Source organism: Actinoplanes sp. TBRC 11911 (genome assembly GCF_012933445.1).
GTDB lineage: Bacteria > Actinomycetota > Actinomycetes > Mycobacteriales > Micromonosporaceae > Actinoplanes.
The window spans coordinates 1-16,168 of record NZ_JABBNC010000017.1; the positions used below are offsets into that span (position 1 = coordinate 1).

Annotated in this window: 17 protein-coding genes and 1 pseudogene; 8 read left to right on the forward strand and 10 right to left on the reverse strand. The window is 70.5% G+C overall.

Translation table 11 applies throughout. The annotated features are described in order from the left end of the window. Window positions 1-238 (forward strand): annotated as a pseudogene (locus HH310_RS22595) (fructosamine kinase family protein); the annotation flags it as partial. A gap of 92 nt (window positions 239-330) precedes the next feature. On the opposite strand, the gene HH310_RS22600 reads toward HH310_RS22595, so the two are convergent. The 6 genes from HH310_RS22600 to HH310_RS22625 all read right to left on the reverse strand — a co-directional run bounded on the left by HH310_RS22600 (window position 331) and on the right by HH310_RS22625 (window position 5,298). Then, window positions 331-807, reverse strand: coding sequence for an RICIN domain-containing protein (locus HH310_RS22600; RefSeq protein WP_169177614.1), 477 nt, complete (start codon window positions 805-807; stop codon window positions 331-333). A gap of 52 nt (window positions 808-859) precedes the next feature. Beyond that, window positions 860-1,324 carry a hypothetical protein gene (locus tag HH310_RS22605; RefSeq protein WP_169177615.1) on the reverse strand — a complete coding sequence of 155 codons (465 nt, stop codon included), beginning with the start codon at window positions 1,322-1,324 and terminating at the stop codon, window positions 860-862. A 38-nt stretch (window positions 1,325-1,362) separates the two neighbouring features. Then, the gene (locus HH310_RS22610; protein ID WP_169177616.1) at window positions 1,363-2,397 is read right to left on the reverse strand and encodes a helix-turn-helix domain-containing protein; all 1,035 of its coding nucleotides are present in this window, start codon (window positions 2,395-2,397) and stop codon (window positions 1,363-1,365) included. 1,375 nt (window positions 2,398-3,772) lie between these two features. Beyond that, complete coding sequence (locus HH310_RS22615) at window positions 3,773-4,012, reverse strand: hypothetical protein (protein ID WP_169177617.1); 240 nt, start codon at window positions 4,010-4,012, stop codon at window positions 3,773-3,775. Window positions 4,013-4,107: 95 nt separating this feature from the next. Next, entirely contained in the window at window positions 4,108-4,515 is a 408-nt protein-coding gene (locus tag HH310_RS22620) for a PASTA domain-containing protein (protein ID WP_169177618.1), read from the reverse strand. A 63-nt stretch (window positions 4,516-4,578) separates the two neighbouring features. Next, window positions 4,579-5,298, reverse strand: a complete 720-nt coding sequence (locus HH310_RS22625) for an ATP-binding protein (RefSeq protein WP_169177619.1) — start codon at window positions 5,296-5,298, stop codon at window positions 4,579-4,581. A gap of 161 nt (window positions 5,299-5,459) precedes the next feature. Between HH310_RS22625 and HH310_RS22630 the strand changes: the two genes are divergently transcribed. The 5 genes from HH310_RS22630 to HH310_RS22650 are packed head-to-tail and all read left to right on the forward strand — an operon-like array spanning window position 5,460 to window position 9,812. Beyond that, the gene (locus HH310_RS22630; protein ID WP_169177620.1) at window positions 5,460-7,388 is read left to right on the forward strand and encodes a sensor histidine kinase; all 1,929 of its coding nucleotides are present in this window, start codon (window positions 5,460-5,462) and stop codon (window positions 7,386-7,388) included. A gap of 14 nt (window positions 7,389-7,402) precedes the next feature. Then, window positions 7,403-8,059, forward strand: a complete 657-nt coding sequence (locus tag HH310_RS22635) for a response regulator transcription factor (protein WP_169177621.1) — start codon at window positions 7,403-7,405, stop codon at window positions 8,057-8,059. 48 nt (window positions 8,060-8,107) lie between these two features. Next, the gene (locus HH310_RS22640) at window positions 8,108-8,794 is read left to right on the forward strand and encodes a hypothetical protein (RefSeq protein WP_169177622.1); all 687 of its coding nucleotides are present in this window, start codon (window positions 8,108-8,110) and stop codon (window positions 8,792-8,794) included. Window positions 8,795-8,821: 27 nt separating this feature from the next. After that, entirely contained in the window at window positions 8,822-9,451 is a 630-nt protein-coding gene (locus tag HH310_RS22645; RefSeq protein WP_169177623.1) for a hypothetical protein, read from the forward strand. Between the two features lie 4 nt (window positions 9,452-9,455). After that, window positions 9,456-9,812 (forward strand): hypothetical protein, encoded by a 357-nt coding sequence (locus HH310_RS22650; RefSeq protein ID WP_169177624.1) that lies wholly within the window; start codon window positions 9,456-9,458, stop codon window positions 9,810-9,812. Here HH310_RS22650 and HH310_RS22655 read toward each other — a convergent pair. From HH310_RS22655 to HH310_RS22670, 4 genes are all read right to left on the reverse strand, one after another. After that, entirely contained in the window at window positions 9,793-10,557 is a 765-nt protein-coding gene (locus HH310_RS22655) for a class I SAM-dependent methyltransferase (RefSeq protein WP_169177625.1), read from the reverse strand. The two genes, HH310_RS22650 and HH310_RS22655, sit on opposite strands and share 20 nt — an antisense overlap. A gap of 83 nt (window positions 10,558-10,640) precedes the next feature. Next, window positions 10,641-11,801: an aminotransferase class V-fold PLP-dependent enzyme gene (locus HH310_RS22660; RefSeq protein ID WP_312034265.1), complete on the reverse strand. Its 1,161-nt coding sequence runs from the start codon at window positions 11,799-11,801 to the stop codon at window positions 10,641-10,643. Then, window positions 11,794-13,101 (reverse strand): pyridoxal-phosphate dependent enzyme, encoded by a 1,308-nt coding sequence (locus HH310_RS22665; RefSeq protein ID WP_169177626.1) that lies wholly within the window; start codon window positions 13,099-13,101, stop codon window positions 11,794-11,796. The genes HH310_RS22660 and HH310_RS22665 overlap by 8 nt, the downstream gene beginning before the upstream one ends. Next, window positions 13,098-14,510 carry a Y4yA family PLP-dependent enzyme gene (locus HH310_RS22670; protein ID WP_169177735.1) on the reverse strand — a complete coding sequence of 471 codons (1,413 nt, stop codon included), beginning with the start codon at window positions 14,508-14,510 and terminating at the stop codon, window positions 13,098-13,100. The genes HH310_RS22665 and HH310_RS22670 overlap by 4 nt, the downstream gene beginning before the upstream one ends. 189 nt (window positions 14,511-14,699) lie before the next feature. Here HH310_RS22670 and HH310_RS22675 point away from each other — a divergent pair, with 189 nt between their 5' ends. Continuing rightward, entirely contained in the window at window positions 14,700-15,476 is a 777-nt protein-coding gene (locus HH310_RS22675; protein WP_211192490.1) for a DUF4253 domain-containing protein, read from the forward strand. Window positions 15,477-15,480: 4 nt separating this feature from the next. Continuing rightward, on the forward strand, window positions 15,481-15,993 hold the full coding sequence (locus tag HH310_RS22680) for a GNAT family N-acetyltransferase (protein ID WP_312034266.1): 513 nt from the start codon (window positions 15,481-15,483) through the stop codon (window positions 15,991-15,993). Window positions 15,994-16,168 lie beyond the last annotated feature (175 nt).

Below are 16,168 nucleotides of genomic sequence, written 5' to 3' on the forward strand. Positions count from 1 at the left end.
CGGATGGCACCGCGACAACTGGCTGGGTCGCCGCCGGCAAATCAATACGTTCTTCGCCGAGCATCGGCTGCTGCGCTGGCTGTCCGAGCCCCGCGTCGAGGCGGCGCTCGAACCCGCCGCCCGCATGCCGATCATCCAACTGCGGCAGCATCTCGCGGTCCTGGCCCAGTTCGACGACGACTGGGGCGCCGCCGAGACGATCCGGGCCACGCTGGCGCCGTTCCGCGCGACGGCCTGAGCCGGGGCGTGGCGAGCGGGCTCGCCCCGTCCAGGCCGGGAACTCGAGCGACAGCGCCCGTTCGACGCTGTCGCCGAGATCGTCGAAACAGGTCAGACCCAGAGCCACCATTCCTGGAAGGAGGTGTCGTTGCACGGTTGCAGGCGGACTCCGTTGGAAACGCTGGCGTCCAGGCACATCGACCGGTTGTAGCGGTTTTCGAGGACGTACTCGAGCTCGTCGAGACCCCACTGCTGGAAGGTGCTGGTGTCGTTGCACGGTTGCAGGCGGATCCCGTTGGACACGCTGGCGTCCAGGCACAGCGTGCGGTTGTAGCGGTTGAGCTGGAACTGATGCTTGGACGTGTAGACCCACTGCTGGAAGGTCGTCCCGTCGCAGGGCCGCAGCCGCACCCCGTTCGAGGTGCTGCCGTCCAGGCAGTAGCTGTGGAGAGGGAGGTAGTGCCCGGAGGTGATTTCGTAGGTGTCGTCGGCTGCCGCGGGAGATGCCGCAGTAGCCGGACCGGCCGTGGCCCCGGCAAGGGCCAGCGCTACGAGCACCGCGACGACAGCGCTCAGCGTCTTCTTCATGCGTTACCTTTCCATCGGCTAATCGCGTTTCTCCTCCGCGGCGAGATCATCATCAACACCGGATGGAGGTGATGGTCACGGTCAACGGGTCGCTGAATTTGATCCACATGCTCGTTCCGCCGGGCTGCTCGGTCTGGATGTTGCCCGAGTCGCTGCCCCAGTAGTACTGGGTTATGCATCCCTTGTAAGCGCGGAATCCATCGACGTCGTAGTAGAACGTTGTCGTCCAGTCCGAGTCGCCGCCGGGCGGCAGCTCCGCGTCGGCATTCTTCTGGTACCAATTGTTGGGGTACTTGACGCAATCGTGCTTGTCCTTGAACACGATCTGAGCGACTCCGGACCAGCAGTTTTGAATACGCACGTTCATGGTCGAGCGATTGATCACGCGGCCTCCGCACCCGCGTGTCGCGCAGGTCCCGGCCTGCGCCGGCGCGACGGCCACCACCGACGCCACGAGCGTCAGCAGCAGTGCCGTCAAGGCGACGATCAGTGTTCGTCCTCCGTGCTTGAGCTTCATGATGACCCCTTCATCGCGTACGAGATCCCGGCCGAGATTCATCGTTCGCTACGGGGTGTGGTTCGGCCATGACGATGAGTGCCCATGGGTTGCCCCTGCGCGCACGGACGTGAATGTCGCACCGCCGACGGGCTGACCCCGTAGGTTTCCTTGAACAGCCGGCTGAAGTGCGACTCGCTCCGAAAGCCCCAGCTGGCAGCGACCTGATGCACCGGCCGATGACTACCGGACGCGTCGGCGAGATCGCGGTGACACTCCTCCAGCCGGCGCAACCGGATCGTGGCCGACACGGTCAGTCCGTCTTCCCGTGCGGCGTACAGCTTGTGCAGGTAGCGCACCGAGATGTGGTGCGAGGCCGCAATGCCGGCCGGGCTCAGCGCGGGGTCGCGGAGCCGGCGAGTGATGAAGTCGTCGATGGCCAGCAGCAGCGCCGCTTCGCGGGTTTCCGGCGGCAGCGCTCGCCGCGCGTCCAGCAATCCCGCGATATACGCGGCGAGCAGGTCGGCCAGCACGCGGCCCAGCCGTGTCGCTTCCGCGTCGGCGACGTCGTCGACGCTCGTGGTCAGTGTGGTCACGAACTGGATCAGCAGGCGGCCGGTCACCGTGTCGCCCGGCAATCGGGTTGCGGCCAGCCGTCGCACCAGTCCCGCCGGCAGCGGGAGCGAGGCGCGGGGCAACACGACCACGGCGCCGAGGGCCGGCCGCTCACCGGAGACGGACCACCCGTGCAGGGGCCGCGACGTATCCCAGATGACCAGCTCGTTCGCGCTCAGCGTGGCCTGCCGCCGGCCTTGCTCGACCCCACCGCTGCCGCGGTGAGCCAGGGTGAGCTGGTAGACCTCCGGATCGCTCTGGCGGATCATGCGGGCCGTGCGGTGCAACTCCATGGACGCGGAGGCGACGCGGGCCACGGCGGCCGCGCCGACCGGCCATACCCGCGCGGAGGCGGCGAACGCCGATGGATCGTCGCTGCGGAGCTCCATGGGCGCGAGCATGTCCGACATGAAGTCCTGCCATGCCGTCAGCCGTTCATGTGCGGGGAAGTCGTCGGTCGAGACATCGATACTCGTCATGGTCCGACGGTATGGCCTCCGGCGAGTTCGCCGATACTTCCTATGGGATCACTCAGCCCAGGTTTCGCCCATTCCTCAAGGGAGTGCCGGAGGCGAACCTACAGGAGTGAGTCCTAACCGTGGTGGTGGTAGGCGGTGAGTGATCTGGTTACGGTGTAGCTCCGGTGGTGCGGTGGTGCCGGAGCTGAGGCGCTGTGGTGATCCGTTCGCGGCTGGGCGGTGCGAGGCGGCGCCGCCAGGCCCGGGCAGGTCCCAGCTCCCCACAATGCGCGGCCCCACCCGGGTGTGGGCAGTCACGACGCCGGGGAGGCCGTGGCTCCCCACACCGCGGCCACCCCTACCCACGCGTGGGAAGTCGCTGACGACGGGGAGGTTGTGGTTCCCACACCGTGGCGAACCCACCGCGGGTGTGGGCACCCGTCACGGCCGGAACGTCCCAGCTCCCCACAGCGACGGCCTTCAGGGCGGCCACGCAAGGCCAACGCATCGCAGGGTGAGCGGCGCGCCAGCTGAACAGTTCCACATCGTGGATTCTTGTGAACCTTGGAAAGTTGCGCCCACATTCGAGCCATAACTCTCCAAGGTTCACATTCGGCCGGAAAAACCTGCCGGGCGAAAGCCTCGTAACATGACAAACACGTTCTCTACAATGGACGCTGGTCCCACATCGCGGACGGTGGGTCCATGATGTGGAACTGTTCAGCTGTTTCTCGCGCCGCTCACGCTCCGATGAGTTGACCTTGCGCGGCGGACCTGCGCGGGCCGTCGCTGTGGGGAGCTGGGACCTTCCGGTCGTGGCGGCTTCCCACACGGGGGTGGGGGTGGCTGCGGTGTGGGCAACCGCAACCTCCCCGGCGTCGCGACCGCCCACACCGGGGTGGGGGTGGCTGCGGTGTGGGCAACCACTACCTCCCCGGCGTCGCGACTGCCCACACGGGGGTGGGGGTGGCTGCGGTGTGGGCAACCACTACCTCCCCGGCGTCGCGACTGCCCACACGGGGGTGGGGGTGGCTGCGGTGTGGGCAACCACTACCTCCCCGGCGTCGCGACTCCCCACACGGGGGTGGGGCGGCCACTGTGGGGAGCTGGGACCTGCCCGGACCTGGCGGCGTCGCCTCGCACGGGGACTCCCGGCCAACGGAACCAGCTGAACAGTTACATGATGCGGGCGTGGGTCTCAGCAGGCGGTCGCCCGTCTCACGCAATGGAAGCGTCGCGCGGCCGCGCGACGAGCCCGCCTGTCCAGCGGCCCAGCCCGATTCGACAAATCTCAGGAAATATCGGATATGCGAGAGGGTGGCGGGCGCTGGCGGACGGACGGCGATCAGATCGCTGACTCGGCTACGGCCACTGACTCGGCTTAGGACTTACACGTCTAGTTGCGCGTCAGGCGGATCCTGGCGGGCGTTGAGTGGTCTGGTGTTTCTCGATGGCCGTGATGTAGTTCGCCAGGATCGTCCGGCGCTGGTGCGCGGGGGGCGGACCGATTCAGGTCTCGCATCAGCAAGTCGAAGAAATAGGCGTCGACCTCGTCGTGCACCGCGGCCAGCATGTCGTCCGTGCCGGAGAGGCTCTTCGCGAAGTAGCGCTCCTGCAGACCGGCCTCACGCAGCATCGCCCGGATCGACGCCTACGATCGGGCGGTTCCGGGTAGCTGCGGCCTGTCCCCGTGGCCGCGGCCGCGGCTCCTACCTACGCGACGCCTGGGCGTCAGTCGTCGGTGCTCTTCTTGACGGTGGCGGTGACGAAGGAGCCGTCGTCGACGGTCGCGCCGGCCTTCGGGCTCTGCGCCACCACGACCCAGTTCCGGTCGAGCACCGGGATGCGGTGCGCGCCCGTCGCGTCCGTTGCCGGGGCCACGTGCAGGCCCGCCGCTCGCCACAGGTCCTGCGCCGATTGATAGTCCAGACCCACACCGTCGGGCACCTTGATCCGGGCCGCCTTCGGTGACGCCTCGGTCTCGGCGGGCGTCGCGGAGCGACTCGTTGCCGAAACCGTGGTCGGCGCGGGAGCCGGCGCCGGTGCGGTGTCCGGTGACGTGCAGCCGGTGAACGCCAGCAGGCCGCCGGCCATCAGTGCGGCGCTCGCCCGGGCACGCCCGGATCGAAGACCACTCACGCTTCCTCCACCTCGAGATGAAGACCGACCATAAGCGTCCCCCGCCGGCGTGCCGGTGAACTGTCAGGATCCCGGCAGGGTGAACCAGAAGGTGGTGCCGCCGGCCGCGCTCTCCGTCACGCCGATGCGGCCGGCGTGGCGGTCGACGATCCGGTGGCAGATCGCCAGGCCCAGGCCGGTGCCCTGGTAGCCACGGCTGTTGGCGGAGCGGTGAAAGGCGTCGAAGACCCTGGGGCGGTCCGCCTCGGGGATGCCGATGCCGTTGTCGGCCACCTCGACGCGTACCGAGGAATCGGGCTGGATCTGTGCGGAGACCTCGACCCGCGCCGGGGTGCCGGGCCGCTGGTACTTGAGCGCGTTGCCGATCAGGTTGTCGAGCACGTGGCGCAGCAGCGCCGGATCGGCCTGGACGTGCGGCAGCGGGCCGTGCGCCGTCACCCGGGAGCCGTCGCCGGTGGTGAGGCGCTCGCCGGCGACGTCGGCGACGAGTTCGTCCAGCGACACCGCCTCGGTCCTGAGGTCTGACTGATCCGCGCGGGCGTGCGTGAGCAGGTCCTCGATGAGGCGGGTCATGCGCCGGACCGCCCGTTCCATCACGTCCAGGTCGCGCTCGATCTCGGCCGGCAGACCCTCCTCGCGGAGCAGTTGCAGGTGTGCCGAGACGGTGGTGAGCGGGGACTTCAGGTCGTGCGTGGCCATGATGAGGAAGCCGCGCAGGTCGGCCTCGCGGGACGGCGCGCGACGGCGGCGGCGGACCGGGGCGCATGCGGTGGTGATGGTCATGGCTTCCTCTTCCGGGTCGGCGGGCCGGCTGGTCGACCACGTCTGAACTCCACCCTGATGCGCCCGGACGGCCGGGCGCATGAGGCGGGTGTCCCGAGTTGGCCGGGCGGATTGCCCGGTAATATCGGGCGAAAAATACACCTTTTCCGCACAATAGGGGCATGTGGCGACGTGTCCTGATCGGCGTGCTCGTGCTCGCCTCGGTCGCCACGCTCGGGGCTCGCACGATCTTGGACGTCCAGGCGTTCCTGCACGCGCCCCCGCACGGGGTCGGCGGCGGCTCGATGGCCCTGCGGCAACTGATCTCGACGCTGCCCGCGCTGGGCTGGACGGTATCCGGCGGTGTCCTGGCCGGCCGGCGCCCCCGCAACGCGCTGGGCTGGTTGTTCCTCGCCTGCGGGTTGCTGTTGTCGGGTGCCCTGCTGCTCGGCGCGGCCGGGCGCAGCTACCTGGACGACACGTCGTGGCAGCTGGAGCTCGCCCTGACCCTGGGCTTCGTCCCGTTGCTGGCGGTCCCGACCGTCATCCTCGCCCTGTACCCCGACGGGCGCCTGCCCGCCCGGTGGTGGAGCTGGCCGGTCGGCGTGGCGATCGCCGGCATCGTGCTGCTGTGCGGGATCCCGGTTCTGCTGCCCGGCGTCGCGGACCCGGCACGGCGTCTGCTCGTCTTCCCGATCGCGGCGGCGACCGCGACGATCGTGGTCGCCACTTTCGTACGGTGGCGGCGGGCGGTCTATCCGTACCGGCAGCAGCTGGCCTGGTTCGCGGGCTGCGGCGTGGTGTCCTACGTGTGTTACGTGCTCGCCGGTTTCGCCTACGCGTCGCTGCGGATCCAAGGCCTGGCCCTGGTCGTGCTGCTGACCGACCCGATGCTGGTCATCCCGATCGGGGTGGCGGTCGGGGTGCTTCGCTACCACCTGCTCGGGATCAAGGCGGTGCTGCGTCGCGGTCTGGTCTACGGGACGCTCACCGTCCTCGTGGTCACCGTCTATTTCCTGGTCACCGCGGGTCTCGGCACGGTTCTCGACGACAAGCCGCTGCCCGGCGTCGTGGCCGCGGCGATCGTGGCGGCCGGCCTGGCACCGGCGCGCGACCGGCTCCAGCGGGCGGCCGACCGGCTGGTCTACGGTGCCCGCCGCGATCCGCTGCAGGCACTGGCCGAGTTGAGCGACAGCGTCGCCGCCGATCGCCTCGATCCGGTCCCGGCCGCGGTCGCCACCGTCATCACCGCCGTCCGGGCCACGGGCGCGGTGATCATCGCGCCGGACCGGAAGGTGCTGGCACGGGCCGGCGCCGAACCCGAGCGGTACCTGGCCCTGCCGCTGCGGTTCGGCGGCGCCGAGATCGGCGAGCTGCGGGTGGCCGAGCCGGCCGAGGGACGCTATTCGCAGGACGATCTCCGGCTGCTGACGGCGCTGGCGGCCCAGCTCGCCGTCGTCATCTCGGCCACCGACCTGACCGAGGCGCTGGAGGCCGAACGGGTCCGGGTCGTCACCGCCACCCGCGACGAGCGCGACCGGCTGCGCCGCGACCTGCACGACGGCCTCGGACCGTCGCTGACCGGCATGAGCCTGGGGCTGCAGGCCTTGTCCGGCATGCTGAGCAACGGCGCGGCCGGCGACGCCGGCGCCCTGGTGCAACGCCTTCGGGCCGAGACGGACACCGCCGTCCGCGACATCCGCCGCATCATCGACGGCCTGCGCCCCACCGTGCTGGACACCGCGGGCCTGACCCAGGCGGTGCAACGCCACGCCGGCACGCTCGACGCGGCGTTGCCGGTGGACGTGCGGGCCGGCACTCTGCCGGTGCTCGCGCCCGACGTCGAGGTGACCGCCTACCGCATCATCACCGAGGCGCTCACCAACGCGGCACGGCACGCCCACGCCCGGCAGGCGCGGGTCACCATCGACGCCGACGAGGCCCTGCACATCGCGGTGAGCGACGACGGGTGCGGCATCGACGCGGACCGCACCGAGGGGGTCGGCCTCTCGTCGATGCGCCGGCGTGCCGAAGCCCTGGGCGGCGGCCTGGCCGTCCACTCCGGCGACGGCGGCACCACCGTCACCGCCACCCTGCCGCTGTCCTCGTAGATCTGGAGATCACGATGCCCTCTCCCGTCCGCGTGCTGATCGCCGACGACCACCCGATGTTCCGGTTCGGGCTGACCGCGGCCATCGGCGCGGCGCCGGAGATCGACCTGCTCGGCGAGGCATCCTCGGGCGCGGAACTCGTCGAGATGGTCGACCGGATCACGCCGGATGTCGTCATCACCGACCTGGCGATGCCCGGCACCGACGGCGTCAGCGCCACCCGCGAGATCAAGGCCCGGCATCCGGCGGTGGCGGTGCTCGTCCTGACCATGCATGAGGACGACGAGGCGGTCTTCGGGGCGATCCGGGCCGGCGCGCGCGGGTATCTCCTCAAGGGTGCCGAGAGCGGCGACATCGTCCGCGCCGTGCTGAGTGTGGCGCGCGGCGACGCGGTCTACGGCACGAACGTCGCCCAGCGGATCGTCGACTGTCTCACCGGCGCGAACGCCGAGCACGCGGGCACCGTCTTCCCCGAGCTGACCGACCGGGAACGCGAGATCCTGGAGCTCGTCGCCGGCGGGCAGACCAACCACGAGATCGCCCGGCGGTTCGTGCTGTCCGAGAAGACGATCCGCAACAACGTGGCGTCGATCCTGGCCAAGCTGCAGGTCGGCAGCCGGGCGGCGGCGGTGGCCAAGGCGCGCGACGCCGGACTGGGAAAGGCTCGCTGACTTCGCCATTCTCCGGAGCCGTACGCCGGTGGCCTCTACCGTGAGCACATGCGACGAATCCTTCACGGCCTTGCGCTCGTGACCGCCGTGACGATCCCGGCGTCACCGAGTGTCGCCGCACCACCGGTGCCCTCGGCGTCCGTCGCACCGGCCGACGGCAAGACTTCGTGGTGGGACCTGCTGAGAGCGCTGAACTCGACCAAGTACCCGGGATTCAGCGCCATCTCCCATTTCACCGCCCCCGGCGCCGGACCGGACACTGCCCGGCCCGACGACCCGTGCACCGACGCGGCGCCGGTCGGGGCCGAGCCGTCCGAGGCGACGGGCACCGCCGGACCGGTCGCCTCGGTCACCCTCCAAAAGGGTGACGACGGCCCGACCGTGTCCGAGACGCTCACCGCCGTCGGTGCCGAGGCGGCCGGTGACACCGTCGAGCAGATCGAGGAGATCCTCGACCGGTGCCCGGTCACCGAGGACGACGCGTACCGCACGACGTTCTCCCGCTGGGCGGCTCCCGAGGTCGGCGACGCGTCGGTCGGCTACACGCTGGTCATCGAGAGCAAGGCGGCGGACCGGCCGTCGGTCAGCTTCACGACCGCGGTGGTCGCGCACGACGATGTGCTGGCCCACTTCACGATGACCGACGGCGAGGCCGCGGACGCCGCTCAGCTCAAGAAGATCGTCCGGAACGGTACGCGGGAGCTGGCGGACATATCTACTGTTCCTCCTACATGATCCTTTTTGCCCTCCTACCGTGAGCGCATGCGACGAATCACGAGAACCTGTCTGGCGGTGGCGGCGTCGGCCGCGATTCTGAACGGCCTGTCCGGCGTTGCCGTCGCCGGGCCGCCGCCCGCGCAGGAGCGGTTGCAGCGCACGCTGGTGGCCGAGGACGACATGCCGGCCGGATACCGTTTCGAGTCCTTCTATTTCGGAGTCGACGGCGGCGCGCCCGAGCCCGGTGATCCGTGCGCCACCACGCCGCCCGCGCAACCGCCCGCGAAGGCCGCCAAGTACGGGCCGATGGCCTCGGTCAGTTTCCGCAAGGGCACTGCCGGAAGCAGCCCGAGCGTGTCCCAGACGATCACGGTGACCGGGCGGGCAGCGGCCGGTGCGGCCATCAAGCGGTACGAGGACATCCTCGACCGCTGCCCGTCCGCGTCCGACCCGAACATCTCGATGACGTTCACCCGATGGGCCCTGCCGGCGTTCGGCGACGCGTCGATCGGCTACGTGCTGACCATCGGCGGTCTTCGCTTCCGGACGGCGATGGTCGCGCACGACGACCTGCTCACGATCTTCACGAAGATGGCCGCGGGTGACGAGGACGGCGCCGACCTCAAGCAGATCGTGCAGGCGGGCGTCAAGAAGCTGCGGACGTCGGCGGCCTGACGGGATGCAGCGATTCCCCGTGGTGCGGGTGGGGTCGGGCACCGGGCCGGCGCAGGCCTGGTCGAACGCCGCCACCCTCACCGTGCTGCAGGCGTCGCAGGGGCTGATCGGGCCGGAGATCCTCGGCCTGAGCGTCCAGGCCGAGCCGGCCGAGATCATCGTGCACGTCTGCCTGCGCGCGACGAACGACGAGGTGAGCACCGACCTCGCCGACCTGGAGTCGGCGATCGACGCGCTGCTCACCGGGGTGGTGGATCCGCCGGTGAAGATCAGCCTGCGGATCCACGAGGGCGAGCCGGGACCGGAGTGGCCCGGCTACGGCCAGCATCGTGTCTACCTGGTCAGCGACCGCCTCCGGTAGCGGCCGCACGGGCCGCGAGCGCGGCGTGCCGGCCCTCGCGCCACAGCACGCCGGTCTCGCCGAAGCCGGCCTCACGGGCGGCGTCGAGGTGCCACGACGACTCGGCGACGAAACCGGACGGTGGCCGCCGCCGGAAGATCTCGGTGCGGGCGGTCAGGAGGTCGTGCAGGGCGGGTGTCTCGGCGAGCGTGCCCCACCACTGTGCCCACGCCAGCTCGGCGGCGGCCTCGCCGGCGGCGGGGTCCAGGGCGTCCATCACCGACGGCAGGCCCGCGTCGGGCATCAGGTCGGCCACCACCAGGACGCCGCCGGGGGCCAGTGCCCGCCGGGCCTCCCGGTAGAACGCGCGGATCTCGCGCGGCCCCAGATAGTGCACGGTCATCACCGCCGTGATCAGGTCGAACGTGCCGGCCGCCCAGCCCGGCGAGGTCAGGTCGGCGTCGATCACGGCGACCGAGCCGGGCAGGGCACCGCGGGCCAGCGCGAGCAGCACCGGGTCGATGTCGACCAGCGTGACGTGCGCGTCCGGCCACTGCGCCGACAACCGTTCGGCGAGGACGCCGGGCCCGCCGCCGACGTCCATGATGCGGGCGGGCGGGCCGGGTCGCAGCGCGTCGACCGTGGCGGTGATGACCGCTTCGAGGCGTGGCATGCCGGGCACGAATCCGGCCATCACCGAGGTCCAGGAGGCGCGCCAGCCGGCCAGGCGGGCGGGGTCGAGGGTGGCGCGGGCGGTAGGTGGCATGCGGCTGACCTTCGGAACTCAGGATATGGAAACGACAACCATTTCTAACAGAGTTCCGCTGCGGAGGTTACGGCGGGGCCGGTTCACGCGAGCGCGGCCAGCGCCGCGACGAGGCGGTCGATCTCGTCGACCGTCGTGTACACGTGCGGGCTGACCCGCACCGACGGGTCGCGTTCGCCGTCCGACCCCTGGCAGTGGCCGTCCGAGCGCACCATGAACCCGTCCGCCGCGAGGATGAAGCCCAGGTCGTTCGAGCCGATGCCGCGATGCCGGAACGTCACGATGCCCGCGCGGCGCTGCACCGGCGACCCCGGGGACAGGCTGTCCTGACAACCGAGGACCTCGTACGCCGCGAGGCCCGCAAGCCCGTCCGTCAGCCGCGCTCCGAGCGCCGTGTTCCAGCGCGCGATGTCCGGCAGCCCCGCCTCGGACAGCCAGGACATCGCGGCCGCCAGGCTGACGATCCCGGCGGTGTTGGGCGAGCCACTCCAGCCTCCCGGGGCGTACCGGGGACCGCGGGTGTTGCGTGCCCAGACCGCGCCGGTGCCGGGCAGGGCCATGGCCTTGTGGCCGGAGAAGACGACGAAGTCGACGTCGAGCGCGGTCACCGAGATCGGCAGATGCCCGAAGCTCTGCGCCGCGTCCAGGCAGATCGGGATGTCCGGGCCGGCCGCGCGCCGCAGCCGGTGCACGTTCATGTCGTTGCCGTAGACGTGGTGGACGTGGGTGGCCGCGATCAGCCGGGTGCGCGGCCCGACGAGGCCGGCGAGGCGGTCGGCGTCGTAGTCGTGCGCCGCGTCGTACGGCATCGGCACCAGCGACGCGCCGGCCCGCGCGGCGACCTCCTCCCACGCGACGATGTTCGCGCTGTGGTCCGCGAACGGCACGACGATCTCGTCGCCGGGCCGCAACGTGGGTGCCAGCCAGTCCCGCGCGATCGACCGCAGCCCCTCGGTGGTGCCGCTGAGGAAATGCACGCCCGACTCGGACGCCCCGGGGTCGTCGAGGAACGCGCGAAGCTGCGACGCGGTGGCCGCGATGAGCGCCGTCGTGTGGTTGGCCCACGTGTAGGTGCCCCGGGACGCGTTCGCGTTCGAGGTGGTGAGATAGGTCAGCACCGCGTCCAGCACGGCCTGTGGCTTCTGTGCGGTCGCCGCACTGTCCAGATAGGACATGGTGGAGGCGGTCAGGATCGGGAACTGGGCGCGCAGTTCGCGCTGCCACCCGAGCAGGTCGTCAGTCACGGACCAGCTCCGCGCCCGCGTCGCGCCACGCGATGACGCCGCCGCTCAGCGAGAACACCGACGGATGACCCATGCGCCGCAACAGCGCCGTGTACCGGGCCGAGCGCTCCCCCAGCGGGCAGACCAGCAGCACCGGCCGGCTTTTGCTGAACGGCAGGCCGCCGGCGAGCATCGCGGCGAACACGTCGTCGGTGATGTTCACCGAGCCGTCGATGTGCAACGCCCGGAAAGCGTGCGGCCCGCGCAGATCCACCACGAGCCCGGTCCACATGCGAGCCTCGGCCACGCCGATCGCCGGCGCGCTCAACGCCTCCGCCGCGGTGACCGTGTCGACCGAGTCGGGCCGGGCCGGCAGGGCGAACAGGTCGGGGCGGCGCGAACGCAGGTAGCTCAGATAACTCTCGACGCGGTCGCAGACGATGAACACCGCGGTCCGGCGTTCGGTCAGCCCGGCGTCCACCGTACGGAGATGACGCAGTGCCCCGAAGTAGGCCCCGCCGCCGGTCGGCCCCGCGAGGATTCCGCTCCGGCGTACGAGGGAAAGCAGTCCTTCGATCGCCTCGTGCGCCGTCACCGTTTCGAGGGAGTCGTACACGTCCGGGTCGAACAGCCCGACCTCGTGCACCTCGTCGATCGTGCGGATGCCCGGGATGAAGTCGTTCTTGCCGGCGACCAGGCCGATGACGCGGGTGTCCGGGGTGTGCTCGCGCAGCGCCCGGGCCACCCCGCCGGACGACCCGGCCGTGCCCACGCAGGCGACGAAGTAGTCCGGCGCGCGCCCGTCCAGATCCTTGATGATCTCCGGGCCGGTGCCGAGCCGGTGCGCCTCCATGTTGAGCTCGTTGAAGTACTGATCGGTGTGCACATAGCCGGTGCCGGTCGACGCGAGCCGCTGGTGCATCCGGGTGAGCGGGTCCTCGGTGTCCGTCGGGTCGAGGCATTCGGCCTGCCCGGGCAGCTCCTCGATGGCGGCGCCGAGCAGCAGCAGGAGCTCCTTGATCTCGGGCACCTTCATGCGGTTGGTGACGCTCTTGAACGGCAGCCCGTGGCGTCCGGCGATCACCGCGAGGGCCTTGGCCGTGTTGCCGCTGGACAGCTCCACCATCGTGTCGCCGCGTTCGCGGGCCCCGGCGAGCAGCGGCCGGGCCATCGCCCACGCGGCGCGGTCCTTCACCGAGCCGAACGGGTTGAGCATCTCCATCTTCGCGTACAGGTCGATGTTCGCGAGGCCGTGCACGGCCGGGTCGATGCGGATGAGCGGGGTGTTGCCGATGACGTCGGTGATGTCGTCGTATCTCATGCGACCTCCGCGTGCGCAGGGACGGGCCAGTACTCGTCGTCGAGGCACCAGCGCCATCGGCCGCCGCCGCCGGGGACGGCGGCGACCGTACGGGCGACGGGCTGGAACAGGGCCCGGGTCGAGCTGAAGTCCATGAAGTAGCCGGCCGTGTTCACGAACGCGAGCACGTCGCCCGGCCTCGGCATCCGTGGCAGGAACACCGTGCGGCGGGTGATCAGATCGGCTTCCAGGCACAGGTTGCCGAGCAGGTAGACGCCGGTCGGCTCGCTGTCCGGCTCGCCGCCGATCAGCACCGGGTCCATCAGCACGCCGTGTTCCTCCAGGCTGACGTCGCGGGCGTTCATGGCGAGCCGCACGCTGACGTCGCCGTCTCCCCCGCTGCGCACCTCGGCCACCGACGCCAGCACCAGCCCGCACTGGTCGAGCAGCGCCCGCCCCGGCTCGATGTCCAGGTCGTACATGTCGTCCAAGAGCAACGACCCCAGTTCCCTCCCGTACGCCGTGGGCACCGTCCCCAGAAGCCGATCGAGGTAGCCGGCACCGGACACCGGCCGGTACGCGGGATAGAGCGCGAGCGTGCCGCGGACCGTGCCGGCTTCGTTGCGCAGCCCGTAGCCGTGCCCGTCCCAGGTCAGCGGCGGCCGCTTGCCGAGCACGCCGCGCGCCAGCTCGGACGTGTAGCGCTCCCACTGCGCACCGTCGGCCAGGTAGTTGACGCCGAAGCCGCCGCCGATGTCCAGCGAACGCGGCTCGTGCCCCCGCTCGCGGCACCGGTCCAGGGCGGCCAGACATTTTTCCATCGCCAGCGCCTTCTCAGCCACCCCGATCGTGTCCAGGTGATAGGACAATCCGACCAGGTGCAGACCGTTCTTCTCGACCACGTCGAGGGCGTCCGGCAGGGCTTGCACGGGCACCCCGAATCGGCTGCGGCGGCTCATCACCCGCACGCCATCGGCCGGGAAATCGGAAAGCCGCACCATGACGCGGGTCCCATTGTTCAGCGCGGCGAGTTCCTCGATCGAATCGGCATTGACGGTGATGCCGGTCCGCTCGGCCAGCCAGCGAAATTTCGCGTCCTTCGGGCCGGTCGCGATGATCCGGTCCGGCCCGAACCCGGCACCCAGTGCGTGCTGCAACTCGCCGAGCGAGGCCACGTCCACCCCCGCCTCGGTGGCGGCGAGGGCCCGGAGCAGCGCGGACGATCGGTTCGCCTTGTGCGCGAAGTAGATCCGCCCGCCCAGCCGATGCTCGTCGTAGACGTCGCGAAAGGCCCGCACATTCGCCTCGGCGCGCTCCGGAAAGACCACGTTCAGCGGTGATCCGAGGCTTTCCACGAGCTGCCGGGCGAGGCCGTCGCATTCGAGAAATGATTGCGTCTCATCATCGATTCGCGGGGTCAGAAACAACATCACGGGCAACTCCGTTCCGCCGTCTTTCTTCACGCTAACCGACCGCCGGCACTCCCGCCAAGGACAATTTCCATAAGGAAATCCGCATGCGTCCCGGACGACTTTACGAAATGTATTCGATGAATCGCATTCATTCCCGGCGCGAATCTCGGCGACCTCGGCATAGGCAAGATGATCTATGCTTCTCCGGTGTCGAACGACCTGCCGGGGCTGCTGGCCCGCCTGACCGTCGCCCTGCCGCCGGGGCGGCTGGTCCGTGGCGACCACGGCGACGACGAGGAGCCGGCGCTGTGGGTGAGCGACGAGCCGGCCACCCCGGACGTGTGGCGCACGCTGCAGGCCGAGCATCCGGGCAGCGGGCTGTATCCGCTGCTGCTGGACACCCTGTGGAACGACACGCACCGCCCGTGGGACGAGGGCGAGCTCTGGCCCGCCACCATGTCCGCACCCGGCGACCACGATCCGGACGTGGTGCTCCGGCAATGGTGGGCCTCGTACGCGCGGCGGACCGAGGCGGCGACCACGCCCTTCACGCGGCGCTGGCCCGGGCTCGCCGCGCCCGGCGACGTCTCGACCGACCCGGACCGGCTGGCCGCCCGGTGCGCCGGCGAGTTGCTGCGCATCAACCCGAAACAGCGGATCGGTCTGGTGGCCGCCGCCCGGGGCAGTGACGCCCTGGCCGCGTGCGGATGGCAGGGCCCGGGCAACCACGAGAACGACACCGGCGTGATCGCGGCGGTGGTGCGGTCGTGGGAGGACCGGTTCGGCGTACGGGTGATCGGCTTGGGTTATGCCGACCTGGACGTCAGCGTGGCCGCGGCGCCGTCCCGGCACGCCGACGCGATGCGGATCGCCGCCGAGCATTTCGCGTTCTGCCCGGACAACGTGCTGCAGGGCAGCGGGCGGCTCATCCGGTACGCCCATGACCTCGTCGACGCGGAGATCTGGCACTTCTGGTGGGATTGAGGACGTGACTCTCCCACGCGTACGCATCGTGCACCTGAACGGCACCGCCTTCCGCGCCCTGGCCGCGGGTGACCTCGAAGCGGCCGATGCCGCGAGTCCGGTGCCGGCCTCCGCCTATCTGGCCGGCCCCGAATGCCGCGGCGTCTGGCTGCGGCGGGCCGGCCAGTTCGACGACGATCCGGCCACGGCGGCCTGGGTGACCGGCATCATCTGGGACGAGGACGCCCACGCCGCGGTGGGCCGGGCCGGATTCCACGCGCCGCCGGACGCGGACGGCACGGTCGAGATCGGCTATGCGGTCGACCCTTCCTATCGCCGGCGGGGTTACGCGCGGGCCGCCCTGGAAGCCCTGCTGCGCCGGGCCGCCGACGACGAGACGGTCCGCACGGTGCGCGTCAGCATCCGACCCGACAACCTTCCCTCGTACGCCCTGACCTCGCAGTACGGCTTCACCAAGGTGGGCGAGCAGTGGGACGACGAGGACGGTCTCGAATACGTCTACGAGCGGGCCGCCTGAAAAGCGTTGGACGGCCCGACGAGCCGGCTGGTACGTTCCGTCGCGCCGTGACACAGATCGAGGAGGTGGGACCCGTGAACGTTTGTATCGATGTGGGTGCTCCCCTCGTCGTCACGGACCGGCCACTGACGTAGGTGTCGCCGGGAGCGCCCCACCATTGGCGATCCCGAAAGGC